Below are 19809 nucleotides of genomic sequence, written 5' to 3'. Positions count from 1 at the left end.
TAATTGGTATGAAGTGCAAAGAAACTTATTCACTTTAGTTGTGCGCGACTACATTGTGGACAATCTTACCAATGCTTGTGCTGCTTCATCAACATAGATTCATTTTTTTGTCAATGCGTAAGTCCTAAATTATATGTTTAGAGGAATTTCAGTCAGAAATCAATCAAGCGAGAATGGGGTTAAAAGCAAATAATTTATGATTATTGTTTCTGATACAACCCCATTAAGTGAACTTGCTAAAATTGGTAAATTAGATTTACTTCAGGCTATTTTTGGCAGAGTGATAATTTCTCAACAAGTCTATGAAGAATTAACCACAGGAAATCATCCTGCTGTTTTAGCTGTAAAATTAGTGTCATGGCTGGAAGTTCGTTCTATAAATAATCACGAACTAATTAAAAAATTAAAATCACTTTTTTTTCACGCAGAGGCGCAGAGAGTTATATTTATAATATAAACATAGAAAAAATCGAACTGAAAGTCAGTGTTGCGCGATCGCAATTTATCAATTTAACCTACAAGCGATTCCTAGGTCGCGCAACGCTTACGCACTTTAGTCAATCCAACCTACAACTGATCTCACCTGAGTTCACCTCAATACTGGTTACAAATCTCGGAGATGTTTCTGGTTTAGTTCCCACTGTTCTTTAGTTAGGTTGCTGGAGTATACTTTACTCATTGCTCTCTACGGTTCTGTATTTTTGTATTTACAGATTATACCCTGAGAGCTTTTTTTACTCAACTTCTAACTTTTCAAACACCCTCTAAGATAATAAAATTGAAAACCTTCTTTTCTCGTTTCTGGTTCGATAAATTCATCTACTAAATCAAATCTTTGATTATATGTGGTAAAACTAAGCGTATAATCAAGTAAAATTGAATGTAATTTTTGAGGATAATCAATATTATTGCTAATATTTTGGGTAAGGAATACACAATTATTTATGTTTTGCGATCGCGCAAGTGCTGACTTGTCAGTTCGGCGATTACACTTAAACCCAACAGGTGATCGCACTTCATCCTAATAAACTCCCTGCACTTTTGAATAAATCCTCAAGCGCTTGATTGACATTTACCTCAACACAACGGCAAAATTGACCGGCAATCGATCACCTCTAGATCAAAATGATCGCTCTTTTCCTTATATGTATTGTATATTAAGTATTAGAACCTAAATCAAATTCCTAAACTTCTAAAATTCATGTAATTACTACAAGGATTTAACTGTGATTACAAATGCTAGTAGCCTTACCCTTAGCAATCTCCGTCAAACCTTTGGTTTGAGACTCAATTCTAGCGATCACTTTTTTGATAAATGGTTAAATAACGCGCCGACTCTAACTGAATCGGAACTACAAGGACTAGATCGCCTCACTCGCAACTATACCTATCTCAGTCAAGAAGAACCGCCCCTTGAAGAAATTGTTAAGCTTGTCGTAGTATCACCATTACTAGATTTGGCTGGTTTCTATCAATTTCCTTTTTTGGTAAAAGCAGAAGTAAGTACCAGTATCGAAGTTGCTGACGAAGCTAACGCTATGGCGGTTCAAGGCAGAATTGATATTTTGGTAATCCAAGATAGTTTTTGGATTTTGGTAATCGAATCAAAACCTGCAAGGCTGGACGTTACCGCAGGAATTCCCCAAGCACTTACTTATTTATTGAGCGCTCCTAATTTGCAGTCAAGTTGTTATGGAATGGTTACAAATGGCAGAGAAGTATTGTTTTTGAAATGCGATCGCCACCAAGATGTCCCTCAATATACGCGATCGCATACTTACCGGTTACTTGAAAATACAGCAGAACGCATCCAAGTTTTACAGGGACTTAAACAAATTGGAGCTTATATTGGTGATTTGAGGAGTTAGGCGATAGCGAAGCGCGACCTAGGAATAGCTTCACAATTATCTATCTTACGCAATCCTGTTGACTGCTTTAATGGTCAGATGATTGCAACTTAATACCCAGAACCTGAGTATAAGCGCCTCTAGCTTGTGTCACCCCAATTGTCCGCTGTGCTGATTCTATCATCGGACGGCGCAAACTCACAACTATAAACTGTGCCTGTTCTGCCTGTTGTTTAATCATTCTCGCTAATCGTTCCACATTTGACCCATCTAAAAACATATCCACTTCGTCAAAGGCATAAGCTGTTACGCAGCTAAATTTGATAACCATAATTTACTTGAACTTTGTGGTGCGGGCATCTTGCCCGCTAGAATTATACAAACTAAATGCACAACAGCTTAAAATGGAGAAGGACGATAACGTTGTAGGGAGAATATAAAACTTAATGCAGTTAAGGATTTTTCTCCTCCTGACATAGAAGCAAGCCGTTGGACGGGTTTACCTTTGGGGTGTGCGACTAGGTTTAAACCACTGTTAAAAGGATCTTCGGGATTATCTAGTTGTAAATAACCGTCACCATCGGAAAGAATAGCAAAAATTGATTGGAAATTCTCATTTACTGCGTCGAAAGCTTCTTTAAATGCTTTTTGTCGGAGGGTGGTAAAGTTTTCAATTCTTAATAATAATTCTGTCCGTTCACCTTCCAAAGTCTCTAATTTTTCGGTGAGTTCTTGGAGACGACTTTGGACTTTATCATATTCTTCTAAGGCTAACATATTTACAGGTTCCATTGCCTGTAATCGTTTACCTATAGTCCGCAATTCTTTTTGTAAGTCTTCTAAATCAACTTTCGCAGGAACTTCTGGTAAAGGATTGGGTAATTCTGCACCTAAATCTCGTAACTGGGTTTGTAATGCTGTTAAATCTTCCCGGCGTTTTTCTTGGGTTGCTTGCAGTTTCTCAATTTCCCATTGTAATTGTTGTTGACGCAATAAGAGCGATCGCACTTTATCAATCCAACCTACGAGCGATTCCTGCGGAGCGCTTCGCTATCGCACCTTATCAATCCAACCTACACACGATCGCACTTTATCAGTCCAACCTACGAGCGATAGCACTTTATATATTCAATCGCTTGAAACAGCAGTTCTGCGTCTTGGGAAAATGGCTCTCGTTGCAACAGAAAATCTAGGACAATATTGGTATCAACTAAAACTCTCACTAAAGATACTTCTCCGCTCGTCGCTCTTCTAACATTGCAGCTACTTGTTCATCAGTTGGTGTAGGTTGGTCTATTTTAACAAACCCCGCATCCGTTGAATTGCGCCAGAGCGATCAACATCGAAAGTTGGCTGATTTTGCAATGACTCAATTATGGCACTGACTAACGCAAGGCGATCGCTTGATGGTAGTTTGAATATCTGTTCTTTAAGTTCTTGTAACAACATAGATATCTCTTCAAATTCAAGGTAATGGCCTTCGTACACTGAAACAAAGTTTGGGAAAATACTCAGCAATTCACGAGTTGGGATATAAGCTGGTGAAGTGTCAAGCCAACCCTTTGGAACTTGCTCTATTAGCACTTCTGTTTTACTATTCGTAGAAAAGCTAAATTCAAAATTGAACTGTTTATCTTCAAACAAGAGTTTAATGTCACATCTCTCACGTCCTTGCTTTCTTCTAGCGAGTCGTCCAAGAGATTCTGGACGAAAAACATTGATAAGCTTATCTGCTATACGAGTTTGCAATAAAGCTTTTGTTGGTATACTGCTTGTTGGTTTGCGGCTTTCTTCCCAACTGGTTGCAAGTGCTGAATAAGCAACTTTAAGAAGATGTGTTTTCCCCGATCCGTTTTCTCCAACTATTACATTCAGATGTTTAGAGAATTGGAGATTTGCACTAGGAAAAACTGTGAAGTTTTTAATATTTAGATTATTTAGCATAGATTACTTTAAATGTTTACACTAATATTCTGTACCAATCGCACAGATTATATCAACCAACAAGCGATCGCACTTTATCAATCTAACCATACTAATAAAGTTTTAGGAGAAACCTGTTCTATATTTTGGTAATTTCTCATTCCTCTTGTGATTTTTTCTTCTTTAAATCCTTCACCATAGAAGTTTCTTAAAGCATCAATATCAGCAACAAACCAAGATTCCATTGCTTGAACCATAAAATGACATTGATCATCATCATAATCCAGGTTATCACCTCTAATCCAAGATTGATCCTCTTTTCTATTTCTCAAATGTTCCCAAGAATTTTGATCAGGAGATATTGGAGACTCGGAATCAATTAATAAAATATTGAAAGATTCAGGATTAGATTCTAGAGACAATTTAAAATTTTCATAAGCATCTGCACGAGAACCACACATGACTATCCTAAACTCTATTTTTTGTTTTCTAGCAATATCAACTAACTCTTGAAAAAATTTATTAAATCCTTCACGGAGACTGCTTGTAGTTTCCTTACCTGCAATAATTTTACTTCTAAAACTTTATTACCTTTCCATAAAAATTGATTAATACCTCCACCTTGACGAAAAGGTGCAGGTAAATTTGTAGGAGTAGCTTTTAAAATACCAATAGCTTCAATTAAATTAGACTTACCAGATGTATTAGCACCAATTAATACATTTAGCGGTTGTAATTCAATTTCTTCCCCATCACTTCCATAGGAGAGAAAGTTTTGTAATTTGATTTTATGAATAAATCTTTTACCTTCCATTTTCTTCTCCTAATCTTAAATAAAACTACATTGTTGCTAATATTTTGGGTGACTTTACTCTAATGTATCTATCCATTTCCTGATAGTGAATAAACAATTATTGATGTTTTGCGATCGCGCAATCGCTGACTTGTCAGTTCGCTTGATGGTAGTTTGAATATCTTCTCTTTAAGTTCTTGTCACAACATAGATAGCTCCTATGGTTGAATGGTTGTCTAATATATGTTGTCCATTCAGTATATTATAAACGATCTCGCTTTATATGTCTAATTTGAGCGATCGCGTAAGCGCTGACTTGTCAGTTCGCCGATTACACTTAACCCCAAAAGGCGATCGCACTTGGTCAATCCAACCTACGAGCGATTCCTAGGTCGCGCTTCGCTATCGCACTTTATCAATCTAACCTACAGGCGATTCCTAGGTCGCGCTTCGCTATCGCACTTTTGTTCAATTAAAAATAAGGTGCGTGACATTCATTAACGCACCCTACAAGATCGGCGATCGCACTAATTGCACAAATCAGCGAAGAATCGAAAACATAAAATTATGATGGTAAAACTTTAAATCCTGCTTGACGAAAATGATTATCTAAGGTTAAGGCTGTAGAAATTTTTCGGTCTTGCATGACAATGAAGGATAAACAATCTGTCAAAGAGTAAGACTTATCCTGATATTTTTGAAAATATTCCCATCCTTGGTTGAATAAAACCTGATCTATCTCAACTAATTCTATGTCTGGACTTTCTAGTAACTGATTACCAATTTCAACAGCTTTATGATGAAGATTTCGGCTATTTAAAAAAGTGACCATTTCATCAAAAACATAAGTTGTCGTGACTAAAAATGGTTTTGAAATCGCTAAATTAGACCAGTTTTGTATTACTTGGTGATGAGCATATTCATTTTTTATTTCCAAAGCTAAAATATAGCTTGTATCTAAAAAATATATGTTTTTCATTTGTTATACAAATAATGATCATGATTAACCGCTCCATCTTGTACATCACATTCCACAGGATTTTTGCCTAAGTCCCAGATTGACGATGATTTTTTGATCCGAGTGATTATCAGCTTTTCGTGGTCTGTAATAATTTCAAATTCTTGAGCTTCCCCTAATAGTTCTTTAGGGATAAATAAGCCTTGATCAGTTGCTTTTAACCTCATGTTTAATTACCTAGTTAATTTTGTAGATATATGATAATTTTAGCGTGTTATTGAGTTTTTCGCACTTGGTCAGAGTGTAAATAGCGATTCCAACGAAACGCTTTGCTATCGCACTACAAGATCGCCGATTACACCTAACCCCAACAGGCGATCGCACTTTATCAATCCAACCCACGAGCGATTCCTAGGTCGCGCTTCGCTATCGCACTTGGTCAATCCAACCTACCAGCGATCGCATTGCTTTATGTTTCTCAATCTTCACTCACTAAATATTTGACATAGTACCTCACGAAGCAAGGGTTCAGCAAATTCAACAACGAATCCTTCATCATCGTTAGACATAACATACTCACCTATGCGATTGTGAGCAGTACAACATCTCACACGATATATACAATAGGCTAAAAAATCTATTACTAACCCTTTATAGTTATTTTCTGTTATGCCTGTAATAGATGAATCTCTGGAATTACTTCGGGTAAATCCTCCCCTGTTCATCAAATCTTGAAATGGAATAATATTATTGATTTTGTTGTAAGGATTACCGTCTTTACCATAATCGAAAAAAATCTTCATTCCCTTATCTAAATAATCTGGAGAGTTAATTTTATTTAGACAATCTGCAATTTTATCAACTTTGTTCTGATCATCACATTTACTTTTAAGTAACTTTTTTAAGCTATCAATTTCCTTATTGTTGCTATATTGATTGAGTAATTGTCCTATTCCTTGTAAATCATTATCTAAACTTTTTATTTGCTGAACTAAGTTCCAGTCGAAAATCAGTTCCAGAAGGTGATAAAGCTTTAAAAATCTTTCAAAAGCATAGGGTTGAACTACTGAACGAATGCAACTTTCTTTATGATAGGGAAGTTGGAAGTACAATGCTAGGTCTAGCAATCAATCTAGAAGGCTTAAAACGATATGCTTGATGTAAATTAGATGCTGCATTTGAGTGGAAAAATCCTCCCCAAATAGGTGCAGAATCCATATAGTTATTTTTATAATCTTCATACTCACATACATCAATCACTAAGTAGTTTTTAATAAATTTGTAGGGAAACCGAAACGTATCTTTGTCAACTTCATTAATATAAGCAATATATCTTGCCTCTGTTAGACTTGCAATATTTATATCAGTATTAGATTTACATATACAGAGAACACCCAAAAAGTTATCACGCTCATTATAAATTTCAATGTCTTCATCACCCTCGTAGGAAAAGGATACCGCATCTACTGGTATCGGTATCATTCCGTTGAGAGTGCAAATACCATCATGTTCAGAGAAGTGAGTTATATCATAGGGAAGATCACTATCATCAAGTTCTTTTAAATCATCATATTTCATAGTTACTCTGCTGCTGTTATCCAACAATTAACAAAACTTTCTTTTCCTGCCTCACGAAAGTATTCTTTGAAGCCATTTGTCAGAAGTTTCCTTTTTGCAAAGCCCAGACTTACCTTACGCGCATTAAATCCACTTTCTAACTCCTGTAATTTTTCCAATGCTAGAGGATCATCTCCTTCTTGAGTATCTCTAAGTGATTTTAGAAGAGTATCTAAAGCTTTTTGTACTCGCTCTGAATTATTATTGCTAGATGCAAGGGCAAGGGCAGCAAAAAAAGAGTTCATAACACTTTCTTCTCCAAACCATTTTATACCATTTGGTATTTCTTGTTCAGCTTTTATACTATTGAGTATTTCTTGATCAGCATTTCCTGTATATATTCGAGATATTTCAACATCTAAATCGGCATAGATTCTTAGATAATTTTTGAAATCTTCAAACTGATCTCCAAGTTCCTTTTCTGTAGAATCTAAAATTTCTTCTTCAACTAATTTCTGTGCGACAACATTCTGTCTCTGAATTTCTGCACTTTTAGTTATAAAGCTTTGATATGCGGTGGCAATTCTATCTAGATGGTATCTTCTAGCCTTTGTTCGGCGTGCAGATTCTTTTTCTTTGAAAATTTCAATATCTGGTATTTCAGTCTTAAGTGTGTCATTTAGAGTGATGAACAAAAGACCAATCTGATGTTTCATAGTCATCGGTTTCTGTCCTGCATTTAGGACAATAATTCGATAAATAAGATTTCGGATGTTACCTTCAAGCCAGAACTCCACAAGAACTTTCTGTTCTGGATTAAAGTTAAAACTCTCCTTAGCTATGTCGCTTAAAATAAAAGTCCGTTGCAATCCATCCAAAATATCTACTTGTCCTGGTTTACTTAAAGCAGTTTCAAGTTCTTTATTATCCGGTTCTTTTAACAGAGGTAAGAGATTACTGACTAATTCTGGTTTTACTGCGAGAGTTATAGAAGGTAATAAAGCACCGCGCTTGATATCCAATTTCATTCGATCATATGCTTTGTATTTCTCGCGCCTTCTTTGAGGTTCATAATCATCAAAGTTATCTCCAACTAAACATAAATAGTCTTGTATGGATAATTGAGCATAAAGAATATCTGTATTTGTCCGTAAATCTTTTGCTTGTCCAATGATTTTTACTTGCATAGCCTTATTTGTACCTAAAATTGGGCCTTTGAATAACTCATAAAAATTAAATATATTGTATCACCAGGTACGTCCTGTTCGCTGTGCCGTAGCCAATCTCGAATCCAGTTTATGGATATCACTATTTTTAACAGAAACTTGACAATTGGTAATGGGTAATTAAAAAGATAAATTTTTATCCCCCTGATTAGCTCTTACCTATCAATTAGATGATTGCAACTTAATACCCAAAACTTGAGTATATGCACCTCTAGCTTGAGTCACCCCAATTGTCCTCTGTGCTGATTCTATCATCGGACGGCGCAAGCTCACAACTATAAACTGTGCCTGTTCTGCCTGTTGTTTGATCATTCTCGCTAATCGTTCCACATTTGACCCGTCTAAAAACATATCCACTTCATCAAAGGCGTAAAATGGCGATCGCACTTTATCAATCCAAACTACAAACGATTCCTAGGTCGCGCTTCGCTATCGCACTTTATCAATCCAACCTACAAACGATTCCTAGGTCGCGCTTCGCTATCGCACTTTATCAATCCAAACTACAAACGATTCCTAGGTCGCGCTTCGCTATCGCTTGACATTCAAAACAGTCGCTACAAACTTTTGGGGACTCATTGGTGATTTAAAAGTGTTAGTATAAATAATTCCCAAAAGTTCACAAACTTGATATAATGAACATAAAGACTATTTAGTGAGGTAATAATTATGTTATCAACTGATATGAAACAAGAATCAATAATTAAGAGAATTGAGAATGTTGTTGCTATTTTAATGGAAGAACGTCCTTTATTTAAAGAGGATCTAAATTATAGGAAAATGGTTCAAGATTTAGTAAAAGTATTTAAAGAAAACTTTTCTTTAGAAGAATTTAGTCAGATATCAGAAGAAAGTCTTAAAAAGCGTTGTAGTGGTATCATGGCTCTACACCTTTTGGCTAAAATAGGAGAGGATTTTACTCCTGAACAAATGGCAATTTTTGATGATGCAGTTAAAAGAAAATAGAAAATTTATGAATTATTTATTAGATACTAATATTGTTTCTTTAGCACTCAAACAAAATTCCCAAATTCTTCACAAGATTACAATTAGTGAGTCTAAGGAAGAAAAGATTTTTATTAGTTGTATCACCTATTTTGAAATTAGGCGAGGTTTTTTAGCGGTTGATGCACCAAAACAAAGAGCAAGATTTGAGGAATTTTGTCAAGAATATCCGATTATTTTCTTAGATGATTTGGCAATTTTAGAAAAAGCTGCCCAAATTCATGCTAATTTGAGATTAAGGGGTGTACCAATTCAAACTGAAGATGTTTTAATCGCTGCTACTGCTATTCTTAAAGATTTAATTGTGGTTTCTAATGATAGTGATTTAGCCAGAGTTGAGGGTTTAAGTTTAGAGAATTGGGTAGAATTATGATGATTAAATTATTTTTTGGCTGATGTATTTAAAACTGTAGGTTCGGTTAAGCTGTTATTGGGTTTTTCGCATTTGGTCAGGGTGTAAGTGGCGAACTCGTACTTTATCCATCTAACCTGCGAGCGATTCCTACGGAGCGCTTCGCTATCGCAATTTATCAATCCAAGCAACAAGCGATCGCACTTTATTAATCTAACCTACGAGCTATCGCACTTTATCAATCCAACCTACGAGCGATTCCTGCGGAGCGCTTCGCTATCGCACTTGCTCAATCCAAACTACAAGCGATCGCTGATTACGCTTCCCCAACAGGCGAACTCGCACTAATGAATAATCAAACTATCTCTAGTCATTTCTAAAAAATCATAGGTCAAAAACAATTCGATTATTTGAGTAATATTTTGTAGAAAAAGTTGTTCAATTTGTTTGTTACTAATATTACCTGTGGTTATTAGTAGTAGTTTGTAAGGCTCTTGTTTGATTAAAAAAGAATCTAAAAAATCTTTATCTTTGGTAATAACAATTCTCTGTTCCAGGATTGATAGTTTGTTGATTTCCGAATCTGGAGTTGCATTTTTTAAAGGAAGATTTTTGGTATGTATAACATCATAACCTAAGTTCTCTAATAAATTGGCAATTCGCATTGGTAATTGAGCATCAATCAAGAATTTCATGAAACTAATTGGAGAATACTTTTAACTTGAGTGAGTCGAGTAGCAAAGCTGAGAACTGCTAAAATGTCTTCGTATTCTAAATCATCATAATCTTCTAAAATATCATCAATATTCATGCCTGAACTCAAAAGTTCTAAAATCATTTCCACCGGATAGCGCAATCCACGAATACAGGGTTTACCATGACAAATATCATGGTTAATTGTTATTCTATTTAATAGAAGGTTATTCATGATATTTAGATTTTATGTTGGCACTAAATTAATTGTACTTGATTTTTCAAGTTTTATGACAATAGAAAAAAGCGAACTGAAAGTCACCGTTGCACGACTCTTACAGAGCGCAACGCTTACGCACTTTATCAATCCAACCTATGAGCGATTCCTGCGGAGCGCAACGCTTACGCACTTTATCAATCTAACCTGTGAGCTATCGCACTTAAACCCAATAGGTGATTCCTACGGAGCGCAACGCTTACGCACTTTATCAATCTAACCTGTGAGCTATCGCACTTAAACCCAATAGGTGATTCCTACGGAGCGCAACGCTTACGCACTTTATCAATTTCTCACGCTGCTTTCGCTAGTGGCATGAATATTTCAACGGATTCAAACGGTACAGATATTTTGTCTTCTTCTGTCCGTTCAATTAATCCCAGTTCTTCCAGGCGATTTACGTCTGTGTGTACGTTTGAATAGTTTCTTTCGGCTGTTTTCGCCAGCGCGTAAATACTGCATGGCTCTATTTTGCTTAAAGTATCAAGCAAATCAAGTCTAGCAGGTGTTAGCTCACTAAAAAGTGATTTTGCAGATTCAAATGAAAGTCTAAAATTTACTGGCTTTCCAATTTCGGAGTCTTTAATTTGTTGACGAGCGGCTCGGATTGCAGAACCACCCTTGGCTACTTCAATAATTGCTTTCATGATTCACTCCAGGTTTCAATGTCTTTTTCAAAATCGTCAAGCAATTTATCAATCCAAGCAACAAGCGATCGCACTTTATCAATCCAAGCAACAAGCGATCGCACTTTATCAATCCAAGCAACAAGCGATCGCACTTTATCAATCTAACCTACAAGCGATCGCACTTGGTCAATCTAACCTACAAGCAATCGCATTTTATCAATCTAACCTATGAGCGATTCCTACGGAGCGCTTCGCTATCGCACTTAGTCAATCCAACCTACAAGCGATTCCTGCGGAGCGCAACGCTTACGCACTTTATCAATCGAACCTATGAGCGATTCCTGCGGAGCGCAACGCTTACGCACTTTATCAATCGAACCTATGAGCGATTCCTACGGAGCGCTTCGCTATCGCACTTCCTAACACCACCTACGAGCAAGTTTAGTTTTTTGCAGACTCATTCAGTTGCTGCTGAATCTGTTGAACTTCCTCGATCGATAAACCTGTTGAAGATACAATAAGATTGAGTGCCACGCCACCGCGTAGAAGATTAAGCGCGATCGCACGCTTCTCCTCTTTCCGAGCATCTCTTTCGATCGAACGATAAACAGTGGATTCCTGCATGATGTCTCTCCGTAGTATGCGATAAACGATCTCATCTTCTAATTTTAGCCCAGCCAAAATCCCTGATGCTGCCATCAGGTTTGCTTTTGTCGTAGGGTCTGCAATCTGATCCACCCTTTGAGCTACTTGGCGCAACGTTTCCTCAGCATTCACACTTTCACCCAAAACCGCAAAGGGAATCAGCCCAGGATATTGCAGGAACAGTGATGCAGGTTGTTCCCACAATCGGATGACATCAAACTCATGGCGCGTCCGCTCCATCATAAAGCTCGTTTGATAAGCCAACTCCGATCTAGTCTGCTTTAAGTAAATTACGACCTGTCGCATTGGTTTAGTCGGATCTTTTCGGTACATTCGCACACGGTAATCCAAAATGCGAAATGGAATATTATTTTTAGGGAGCGTTTGAAACTCGATATGTAAAACGGATTCGTTAGATTCCAGCAAAATCAAGGCATCGGCTCGAATCGGGTCAAGGGAGAGTTCCGAGGGTTGGATTTGTGTCAGGGTGACAGGTTCACCCAAAAGCCAACTGGCAAAGTCAGCAGAAAAATTTTCGGCAAGAAATCGGCAGGTATCGTCATACATGAAAAAATTATACGATAATATCCGCTTACTCAATTCAAAGTCGGATAGAATTTTTCCCTTGGTTTTATCCAGAATTTTTCTGTATAACGGTACAATTGAACGCACTTTATCAATCTAACCTACAAGCGATCGCACTTTATCAATCCAACCTACAAGCAATCGCACTTTATCAATCTAACCTACAAGCGGTCGCACTTTATAAATCTAACCCACGAGCGATCGCATCTTATCAATCCAACCTACAAGCAATCGCACTTTATAAATCTAACCCACGAGCGATCGCATCTTATCAATCCAACCTACAAGCAATCGCACTTTATCAATCTAACCTACAAGCGATCGCACTTTATCAATCCAACCTACAAGCAATCGCACTTTATCAATCTAACCTACAAGCGGTCGCACTTTATAAATCTAACCCACGAGCGATCGCACTTTTATCAATCCAACCTACAAGCGATCGCACTTTATCAATCTAACCTACGAGCGATCGCGCTTTCGTCAATAAATAGCGATCGCAATGTCAGTTCTAACGAAGTATTAGGTTGTATTTGGCTCTGGCACTTGTAAATCACGACATATCTTTTTAGCAAGTAAGTTGTTAATCTCACGGTGGCGTGGAATAGACGTTGACCTTTGTGCAGCCCGATTGACATAAATAGTATGGCTACCACCTTCTCTTAAAAACTCACAACCATTGGCTTCAAGATGACGAATTAAATCTAGACGCTTCATGCAACTGATAAAAAAATAGGTTCACGAATAACGTCCTGATCTTGAAGTAGTTCCTCTGTCAAAAAGCGGTTAGCCTCAAGTACCAACTCAATAGCTTCCTCCAGATTAACTCGTGCTTCATCAAGAGTATCAGCTTGAGTATTTGCTCCAGGCAGTTCTTCGACAAAACCTATGTAGCCTTCAGATACTTTCTTGAACACTTTAGTTAATTTAAAATTCATAGTTGCACATTATATATATTTTCAATAAGTATATCACCAAAATTGGCGCAAGAACAGCTATTTACAGACGATCGCACCTTATCAATCCAACCTACAAGCGATCGCACTTTATCAATCTAACCTATCAGCGATCGCAATTCATCAATCTAACCTACGAGTGATCGTACTTTATCAATCCAACCTACAAGCGATCGCACTTGGTCAATCCAACCTACAAGTGATCGCATCTTATCAATCCAACCTACAAGCAATCGCACTTTATCAATCTAACCTACAAGCGGTCGCACTTTATCAATCTAACCTACAAGCGGTCGCACTTTATAAATCTAACCCACGAGCGATTCCTAGGTCGCGCTTCGCTATCGCACTTTATCAATCTAACCTACAAGCGATCGCACTTTATCAATCCAACCTACAAGCAATCGCACTTCATCAATCCAACCTGCAAGCGATCGCACTTGGTCAATCCAACCTACAAGCGATCGCAATTCATCAATCTAACCTACGAGTGATCGCACTTCATCAATCCAACCTAAAAGCGATCGCACTTTATCAATCTAACCTACAAGCGGTCGCACTTTCTCAATCTAACCTACCAGCGATCGCACTTTATCAATCCAACCTACAAGCGATCGCACTTTATCAATCCAACCTACAAGCGATCGCACTTGGTCAATCCAACCTACAAGCGATCGCACTTGGTCAATCCAACCTACAAGCGATCGCACTTGATCAATTTAACCTACGAGCGATAGCACTTTCTCAATCTAACCTACGAGCGATAGCACTTTCTCAATCTAACCTACGAGCGATCGCAATTTATCAATTCAACCTACCAGCGATCGCAATTTATCAATTCAACCTACAAGCGATCGCACTTTATCAATCCAACCTACAAGCGATCGCACCTTATCAATCCAACCTACAAGCGATCGCACTTTATCAATCTAACCTATCAGCGATCGCAATTCATCAATCTAACCTACGAGTGATCGCACTTTATCAATCCAACCTACAAGCGATCGCACTTTATCAATCTAACCTACAAGCGGTCGCACTTTATAAATCTAACCCACGAGCGATTCCTAGGTCGCGCTTCGCTATCGCACTTTATCAATCCAACCTACGAGCGATTCCTAGGTCGCGCTTCGCTATCGCACTTTATCAATCTAACCTACGAGCGATCGCACTGATATGATTCTGACTTTCTCTTGAGAAATTACTCCGAAAAAATTGCTTTTGTTCAATTAAAAATAAGGTGCGTTACATTTCATTAACGCACCCTACAAGATCGGCGATCGCACTACAAGATCGGCGATCGCACTGATACCAGGAAATATACGGGGTTCGCTGTTTTTTAGGTAAGCTTGACTTTACGACAGTTTTAAATCTCACACTGTTAAATCAGTATTCATACAGTTGATACTGTTTTAAAAAGCAACCTATTTTAGTTATAATGTTATTTGAAGTGCTAACTCATTCATATTAAAAAAGTGCTTTATAGTACAAATATACTTAAAATATAAATTGTCTATGTCTGAAAAGTAAACATTTTGATTGATGAAGTTTTGAGGGAATTTATGGCATCTAAAGGTCAATTACAAACAATTCTAATGGAAAAATATGGAATTAATAAAAATATCAGTGCTGCGTTGAATAAAGAAGAGTGTGAACAAATTATTGACATTCTTGATAGTGAACCTATAACAGTTAAGTTAATTGAATCATTTGCTGAAAAAAATGCTGGTCTTCGTAAAAACAATGCTTCCCTTGGAAGTAGACGTTATCACGCTGAAACAAAACTTTCATCTTTACAATCTGAATATTTAGAACTGCAAGAATCTATTAAAAATATAGAACTACTAAAATCAGAATCATCTTTACGGAAGCAAGAATTACAACAGGAAACAAGAAAATTAGAGGAAGATATTAAACGCATTACGAAAGAAAATAAAAATCTGAAAACTAAAGTAAATACATTAAGTTCTAATAATCAAGAGTTAACTGAAGCTAATAGTCAACTACAAAAAGATAATAGACATTTGAAAAATATAGTAGATCAAATCAGACTTCAATTAACAATCAATATGAATAGTTTATTGAGATTACAAGATAGTGAGATTCGGAAAGGTTTAATCAAGTTATTACAATCCATACAGGGTTAATTATTTTTTATGCTTAATTATAGAAATAAGAGAAATTTTCAAGGGATGAGTTATCGTGAACTGCAAAAACATAACTCACAAAATAGAATTAAATTATCTCCAGCAGATCAAAAATGGTTAAAAGAAAATGGTTATAAAAATCTTGGTTGGGATAATGTGATTAATCTCCATAACACCATTCAAGATTTTTTAGTAAAGTATCAGGTAGAAGATTTAACCCTAGAAGAATTATTTTTAGAAGCGGATCGTATTGGTAATAAATATCTGACGGAGGATGAAATACAAGATTTTCACCAAAAACTAGCAAAAGAACTTAATGAACTTTCAGAGGAGATAGATAAACAATTTCCCCAGACAGAAATGGAAATTATTGATTTTAGTCAAAATGCTAAATTTAAACCTACAAAAAAGCGCAATCAAAAAACATATAGAACTATAAAATTATAGGAATAATAAATATGAGCTTAGAAAATAAAGATATTGGGGAATTATTTAAACTTGCAGATAAAATTGGTAAAAAGAGATATCATAAACTGACTGAGCAAGATTTTGATAATTACAGAAAATTTGACAACTGGAGATATATTAATGGTGATTCAGAATGTGGAACAACTGAGGAAAGTAAAATATGGGTAAGAGATAATTCCGATTATTATTGTCCAATTTGCGATGATAAATACAGAGAGGATAATGGAAGAAGTATTGATCATAAGTTACCAAGATCACAATATCCTTGGTTATCATTAGATTTTCAAAATTTATGGGTCATTTGTCGAAATTGTAATTTGGAAAAAGGAGAAATGCACTGGTATGAATATGAACTTTATATTTTTACAAAATATCCCGAAATTTATCCTTTTATAAAATCTGTACGTCCTAAAAGTTTGCTTCAGTCTTTAAAGGAATAAACTAATTTAAGTAAATAGCGATCGCTTTACAATTATATATCCTACGCAATTCTGCGGACTGCTTCAATGATCAGATGATTGTAACTTAATACCCAAAACTTGAGTATAAGCACCTCTAGCTTGAGTCACCCCAATTGTCCGCTGTGCTGATTCTATCATCGGACGGCGCAAACTTACCACAATAAACTGTGCCTGTTCAGCCTGTTGTCTAATCATTTTCGCTAATCTTTCCACATTTGACCCATCTAAAAACATATCCACTTCATCAAAGGCGTAAAATGGAGAGGGACGATAACGCTGTAGGGAGAAAATAAAACTTAATGCAGTTAAGGATTTCTCTCCCCCTGACATAGAAGCAAGACGTTGGACGGGTTTACCTTTGGGATGTGCGACTAGGTTTAAACCACTGCTAAAGGGGTCTTCAGGATTTTCCAGTTGTAAATAACCATCACCATCTGATAAGGTGGCAAAAATTGATTGAAAGTTCTCATTTACTGCATCAAAAGCTTCTTTAAATGCTTTTTGACGGAGGGTGGTAAAGTTTTCAATTCTTAATAATAATTCTGTCCGTTCACCTTCTAAAGTCTCTAATTTTTCCGTAAGTTCTTGAAGACGACCTTGGACTTTATCGAATTCTTCCAAAGCTAACATATTCACAGGTTCCATTGCCTGTAAACGTTTACCTAAACTCCGCAATTCTTTTTGTAAGTCTTCTAAATCAACTTTATTGGGAACTTCTGGGAGGGGACTGGGTAATTCTGCACCTAAATCTCGCAATTGGGTTTGTAATGCTGTTAAGTCTTCCCGGCGTTTTTCTTGGGTTTCTTGCAGTTTCTCAATTTCCCATTGTAATTGTTGTTGACGCAATAAGAGCGATCGCAATTCGGTTTCTGCTGTATCTCGATTTTTCTTTTCTTCCCCTAAATTCTCTTCTAATTGACCCAATTTAGCCTGAATTTCGGTAATTAAATGATTCAATTCTTCAACTTGACTATTAACTGTTGTTTGTTGCTGTTTTCCTGTGGTTTCTTCTTGCTGATATTGAATAACTCTGATTTGGGATTCTTCTATTTTTTCTTGTAATCGTTGTTGTTGATTTTCCAGATTTTTTAATTGTTGTTGCACATCTCTTAACGCGGTTTCTCGTTGTTGTAATTCCTGTTCTTGGGTTTTAATGATAGCTTGGATTTGTTGCCATTCACTGGGAGTTTGGGAAGATTCCAACTCAGCTAAAGTATGTCTCAATTGTTGTAATTGAGTTTCCTGTTCTGGTAATTCCCGATTTAAAATTTCTAAACGAGATTGTGCAGTGGTGAATTTTTCTGTATTTTGGGAAAGTTGGGTGCAGGTGGTTGTTAATTGCGCGGTTAAACTCTTAATCTCTTTTTGTAACTGCTCTAAATATAATTGTTGTTCTCTGCGTCCTTGACGTGCTTCCGTTAATTCTAAACTTAATGTTTTAGTGCGAGTTGCTAAAGTAGAAATTGCTTCTCCACAACGTTCTAAAATGCGATCAATATCTATTAAACGAGTTTTCAAATTAGCGACTTCTTGAGATTCTCCAACTTCACCATGATCAAAGCGTAAAGATGAACGTTGACTGCCACTACCTCCAGTCATTGCGCCGCTTGTTTCTAATAATTCCCCTTGTAAGGTGACTATGCGATATAGTCCCATGTTTTTCCGAGCTTGGGCAAGAGTCGCAAATACTACCGTTGCACCAAAAACATAGGCAAATACATCATGATAACGGCGATCGCACTCTACCAAATCTACCGCATAACTGACAAACCCATCGGCTAAACGCAAGGTTGCATCCTGGGTAAATTTCGGTACTTTAATTTTATTTAAAGGTAAAAAAGTTGCTCTCCCCGCCCGTTTTTGTTTTAATAGTTCAATGCCGGCGGATGCGACGCTATCATCTTCTACGACAATATGTCCTAAACGCCCACCACCAGCCATTTCTAAAGCTAATTGATATTTAGGATCTACCTTGCCTAATTGCACGACTAAACCGCACAAACCGGGCATTTCTGACTGTAAAATTACTTTACTGGCTTGTGTTCCTTGTATCTCCTGTTGTGCCTGTGTTTGTGCTTCTAATTTATCTAGTTGACGTTGTTTGTCCCGTTGCTCTTGTAAAAGTCGTTTTTGAGTATCTTGTTGAATTTGTAACTCTTGTTCTGTCGCTGCGAGATTTTCGGCTAAATTTTGAATGGGTTGGGTAGAAGCATTAAATTCCGTTCCCAAACGTCCATATTCAGCTTGCTTTTGAGCTAATTCCGGTTCTAAAGTTGCAATTAATTGAGACTGTTCAGAAATCAGTTGTTGTAATTGAGTATTCCGTTCTTGTAATTGCGCTTGTTCTGTGCGTTGGGGTTCGAGAATATGCAATAAGGATTCAATTTGCCGATTTAAAGCCGTTTGTTGTTGTACCCAAGCTTCGGAAGCGGTGGCAATTTCCGCAGCAGCTTGACGAGAAGATTCTAAATTTTGTTGAGCTTTATCTCGTTCTGATTGTAGAGATGTGACATTCAACATTTCTACATTTTGTTGTTTTTTAGCTTCCTCTAAAGCAAGTTGATATTGGTGAATTTCTTGATAAGTTTGATTTAACCGCCTTGTAGATTCTTGAATAGATGTTTCCAATTCCCGCTGTTGGCGTTGGAGTTGTTTCCGTTCCGCTTCCTGAGTAGCGAGATTAGACTGAACAGCAAGAACTTCCTCCTCACCCAGAGCCTTCACACGGAGATTTAGCTGATCTAATTCAGTAGTCTTCTGATTAATTTGGGAATTAGTTGTACTTAACTGAGTAGTAAAATCACTGAAATTGCGATCGCCTTCTTGAACTTGTGCCACCAGTTGTTCCTGCTGTGCTTGGAGAGAACGCCAAGATAACACCGCTTCCCAGGATTGTTTTTGGATAAATTCAATTCGCAACAATTGATACTTTTCCGCCTTAGCCTTATCTTGAGATAGGCGATCGCATTGTCCACTTAACTCAGTTTGAATAATCCGACAACTATCTTCCTTATCCTTCACCTCATCTAAAGTAGACTTAGCCTGGACAATTTTCCGATCATAAGTCGCCACCCCAGCCAACTCATCAATAATTTCCCGACGTTCCCGCGCATTCATGGAAATGATGCTGGTAACATCCCCTTGCAATACTACATTATACCCTTCAGGATAAATCCGCAGTTCCTCCAAATCCTCATGTAACTCAGACAGAGTACAAGCCACACCATTAATATAATAATTCGACGTATACCCCCCCTGCTGAGACACCCGCAACCGCCGAGTCACAC

The 19809-nt window shown here is 37.0% G+C and carries 25 protein-coding genes and 2 pseudogenes; 10 read left to right on the top strand and 17 right to left on the bottom strand.

Annotated elements, in window-relative coordinates:
* The first annotated feature begins 196 nt into the window (after nucleotides 1-196).
* Together IQ226_RS21385 and IQ226_RS21380 are read left to right on the top strand one after the other, a co-directional pair.
* Complete coding sequence (locus IQ226_RS21385; RefSeq protein WP_228039586.1) at nucleotides 197-457, top strand: hypothetical protein; 261 nt, start codon at nucleotides 197-199, stop codon at nucleotides 455-457.
* A 769-nt stretch (nucleotides 458-1226) separates the two neighbouring features.
* Nucleotides 1227-1868, top strand: coding sequence for a restriction endonuclease subunit R (locus IQ226_RS21380; protein WP_193898741.1), 642 nt, complete (start codon nucleotides 1227-1229; stop codon nucleotides 1866-1868).
* A gap of 67 nt (nucleotides 1869-1935) precedes the next feature.
* Here the strand turns inward: IQ226_RS21380 and IQ226_RS21370 are convergent.
* From IQ226_RS21370 to IQ226_RS21325, 10 genes and pseudogenes are all read right to left on the bottom strand, one after another.
* Nucleotides 1936-2858 (bottom strand): annotated as a pseudogene (locus tag IQ226_RS21370) (hypothetical protein); the annotation flags it as partial.
* Between the two features lie 282 nt (nucleotides 2859-3140).
* On the bottom strand, nucleotides 3141-3791 hold the full coding sequence (locus IQ226_RS21365; RefSeq protein ID WP_228039585.1) for an AAA family ATPase: 651 nt from the start codon (nucleotides 3789-3791) through the stop codon (nucleotides 3141-3143).
* Nucleotides 3792-3868: 77 nt separating this feature from the next.
* Entirely contained in the window at nucleotides 3869-4249 is a 381-nt protein-coding gene (locus IQ226_RS21360) for a DUF4276 family protein (protein WP_370567209.1), read from the bottom strand.
* 23 nt (nucleotides 4250-4272) lie between these two features.
* On the bottom strand, nucleotides 4273-4584 hold the full coding sequence (locus IQ226_RS21355) for an AAA family ATPase (protein ID WP_228039584.1): 312 nt from the start codon (nucleotides 4582-4584) through the stop codon (nucleotides 4273-4275).
* Nucleotides 4585-5128: 544 nt separating this feature from the next.
* Complete coding sequence (locus tag IQ226_RS21350; protein WP_193898737.1) at nucleotides 5129-5542, bottom strand: type II toxin-antitoxin system VapC family toxin; 414 nt, start codon at nucleotides 5540-5542, stop codon at nucleotides 5129-5131.
* Complete coding sequence (locus tag IQ226_RS21345; RefSeq protein ID WP_148764008.1) at nucleotides 5539-5748, bottom strand: hypothetical protein; 210 nt, start codon at nucleotides 5746-5748, stop codon at nucleotides 5539-5541. The genes IQ226_RS21350 and IQ226_RS21345 overlap by 4 nt, the downstream gene beginning before the upstream one ends.
* Nucleotides 5749-6006: 258 nt before the next feature.
* Nucleotides 6007-6633: a hypothetical protein gene (locus IQ226_RS21340; RefSeq protein ID WP_193898729.1), complete on the bottom strand. Its 627-nt coding sequence runs from the start codon at nucleotides 6631-6633 to the stop codon at nucleotides 6007-6009.
* Nucleotides 6608-7099: a hypothetical protein gene (locus IQ226_RS21335; protein WP_193898727.1), complete on the bottom strand. Its 492-nt coding sequence runs from the start codon at nucleotides 7097-7099 to the stop codon at nucleotides 6608-6610. Before IQ226_RS21335 ends, IQ226_RS21340 begins: the two co-directional genes overlap by 26 nt.
* A 2-nt stretch (nucleotides 7100-7101) precedes the next feature.
* Nucleotides 7102-8265 carry a hypothetical protein gene (locus IQ226_RS21330; RefSeq protein WP_210967753.1) on the bottom strand — a complete coding sequence of 388 codons (1164 nt, stop codon included), beginning with the start codon at nucleotides 8263-8265 and terminating at the stop codon, nucleotides 7102-7104.
* Between the two features lie 201 nt (nucleotides 8266-8466).
* Nucleotides 8467-8688: pseudogene (locus IQ226_RS21325) on the bottom strand (hypothetical protein); the annotation flags it as partial.
* A 285-nt stretch (nucleotides 8689-8973) separates the two neighbouring features.
* On the opposite strand from IQ226_RS21325, the gene IQ226_RS21320 reads away from it, so the two are divergent.
* Nucleotides 8974-9270: a hypothetical protein gene (locus tag IQ226_RS21320; protein ID WP_168695580.1), complete on the top strand. Its 297-nt coding sequence runs from the start codon at nucleotides 8974-8976 to the stop codon at nucleotides 9268-9270.
* A 7-nt stretch (nucleotides 9271-9277) separates the two neighbouring features.
* Nucleotides 9278-9682 (top strand): type II toxin-antitoxin system VapC family toxin, encoded by a 405-nt coding sequence (locus tag IQ226_RS21315; RefSeq protein ID WP_015080096.1) that lies wholly within the window; start codon nucleotides 9278-9280, stop codon nucleotides 9680-9682.
* 323 nt (nucleotides 9683-10005) lie between these two features.
* Here the strand turns inward: IQ226_RS21315 and IQ226_RS21310 are convergent, their stop codons facing one another.
* The 3 genes from IQ226_RS21310 to IQ226_RS21300 all read right to left on the bottom strand — a co-directional run bounded on the left by IQ226_RS21310 (nucleotide 10006) and on the right by IQ226_RS21300 (nucleotide 11278).
* On the bottom strand, nucleotides 10006-10356 hold the full coding sequence (locus IQ226_RS21310) for a DUF5615 family PIN-like protein (protein WP_193898725.1): 351 nt from the start codon (nucleotides 10354-10356) through the stop codon (nucleotides 10006-10008).
* Complete coding sequence (locus tag IQ226_RS21305) at nucleotides 10353-10589, bottom strand: DUF433 domain-containing protein (protein WP_015080100.1); 237 nt, start codon at nucleotides 10587-10589, stop codon at nucleotides 10353-10355. Before IQ226_RS21305 ends, IQ226_RS21310 begins: the two co-directional genes overlap by 4 nt.
* A gap of 335 nt (nucleotides 10590-10924) precedes the next feature.
* Nucleotides 10925-11278 carry a MarR family transcriptional regulator gene (locus tag IQ226_RS21300; RefSeq protein ID WP_168632936.1) on the bottom strand — a complete coding sequence of 118 codons (354 nt, stop codon included), beginning with the start codon at nucleotides 11276-11278 and terminating at the stop codon, nucleotides 10925-10927.
* On the opposite strand from IQ226_RS21300, the gene IQ226_RS21295 reads away from it, so the two are divergent.
* Complete coding sequence (locus IQ226_RS21295) at nucleotides 11277-11492, top strand: hypothetical protein (protein WP_193898723.1); 216 nt, start codon at nucleotides 11277-11279, stop codon at nucleotides 11490-11492. The two genes, IQ226_RS21300 and IQ226_RS21295, sit on opposite strands and share 2 nt — an antisense overlap.
* A gap of 209 nt (nucleotides 11493-11701) precedes the next feature.
* Here the strand turns inward: IQ226_RS21295 and IQ226_RS21290 are convergent, their stop codons facing one another.
* Nucleotides 11702-12577 (bottom strand): Rpn family recombination-promoting nuclease/putative transposase, encoded by an 876-nt coding sequence (locus tag IQ226_RS21290; protein ID WP_370567208.1) that lies wholly within the window; start codon nucleotides 12575-12577, stop codon nucleotides 11702-11704.
* Here IQ226_RS21290 and IQ226_RS21285 point away from each other — a divergent pair.
* Nucleotides 12568-12951, top strand: a complete 384-nt coding sequence (locus IQ226_RS21285; RefSeq protein ID WP_193898721.1) for a hypothetical protein — start codon at nucleotides 12568-12570, stop codon at nucleotides 12949-12951. The two genes, IQ226_RS21290 and IQ226_RS21285, sit on opposite strands and share 10 nt — an antisense overlap.
* Nucleotides 12952-13012: 61 nt before the next feature.
* Here the strand turns inward: IQ226_RS21285 and IQ226_RS21280 are convergent, their stop codons facing one another.
* Nucleotides 13013-13207, bottom strand: coding sequence for a type II toxin-antitoxin system HicA family toxin (locus tag IQ226_RS21280; RefSeq protein ID WP_193898719.1), 195 nt, complete (start codon nucleotides 13205-13207; stop codon nucleotides 13013-13015).
* On the bottom strand, nucleotides 13204-13407 hold the full coding sequence (locus tag IQ226_RS21275; RefSeq protein ID WP_246862935.1) for a type II toxin-antitoxin system HicB family antitoxin: 204 nt from the start codon (nucleotides 13405-13407) through the stop codon (nucleotides 13204-13206). Before IQ226_RS21275 ends, IQ226_RS21280 begins: the two co-directional genes overlap by 4 nt.
* Before the next feature lie 178 nt (nucleotides 13408-13585).
* On the opposite strand from IQ226_RS21275, the gene IQ226_RS21270 reads away from it, so the two are divergent.
* The 4 genes from IQ226_RS21270 (at nucleotide 13586) to IQ226_RS21255 (ending at nucleotide 16501) form a co-directional block, all read left to right on the top strand.
* Nucleotides 13586-14626, top strand: coding sequence for a hypothetical protein (locus tag IQ226_RS21270; RefSeq protein ID WP_193898718.1), 1041 nt, complete (start codon nucleotides 13586-13588; stop codon nucleotides 14624-14626).
* Between the two features lie 382 nt (nucleotides 14627-15008).
* Nucleotides 15009-15593 carry a hypothetical protein gene (locus IQ226_RS21265; RefSeq protein ID WP_193898716.1) on the top strand — a complete coding sequence of 195 codons (585 nt, stop codon included), beginning with the start codon at nucleotides 15009-15011 and terminating at the stop codon, nucleotides 15591-15593.
* 45 nt (nucleotides 15594-15638) lie between these two features.
* Complete coding sequence (locus IQ226_RS21260) at nucleotides 15639-16040, top strand: hypothetical protein (protein ID WP_228039583.1); 402 nt, start codon at nucleotides 15639-15641, stop codon at nucleotides 16038-16040.
* A gap of 11 nt (nucleotides 16041-16051) precedes the next feature.
* Nucleotides 16052-16501 carry an HNH endonuclease gene (locus tag IQ226_RS21255; protein WP_193898712.1) on the top strand — a complete coding sequence of 150 codons (450 nt, stop codon included), beginning with the start codon at nucleotides 16052-16054 and terminating at the stop codon, nucleotides 16499-16501.
* A gap of 63 nt (nucleotides 16502-16564) precedes the next feature.
* Here IQ226_RS21255 and smc read toward each other — a convergent pair.
* Nucleotides 16565-19809: chromosome segregation protein SMC (smc, locus tag IQ226_RS21250; protein ID WP_193898710.1), on the bottom strand; the 3245-nt coding region annotated here is incomplete at its 5' end.

The organism is Dolichospermum sp. LEGE 00240, from assembly GCF_015207875.1.
Classification (GTDB): domain Bacteria; phylum Cyanobacteriota; class Cyanobacteriia; order Cyanobacteriales; family Nostocaceae; genus Dolichospermum; species Dolichospermum gracile.
This window is presented reverse-complemented; position numbering and strand designations above follow the sequence as displayed.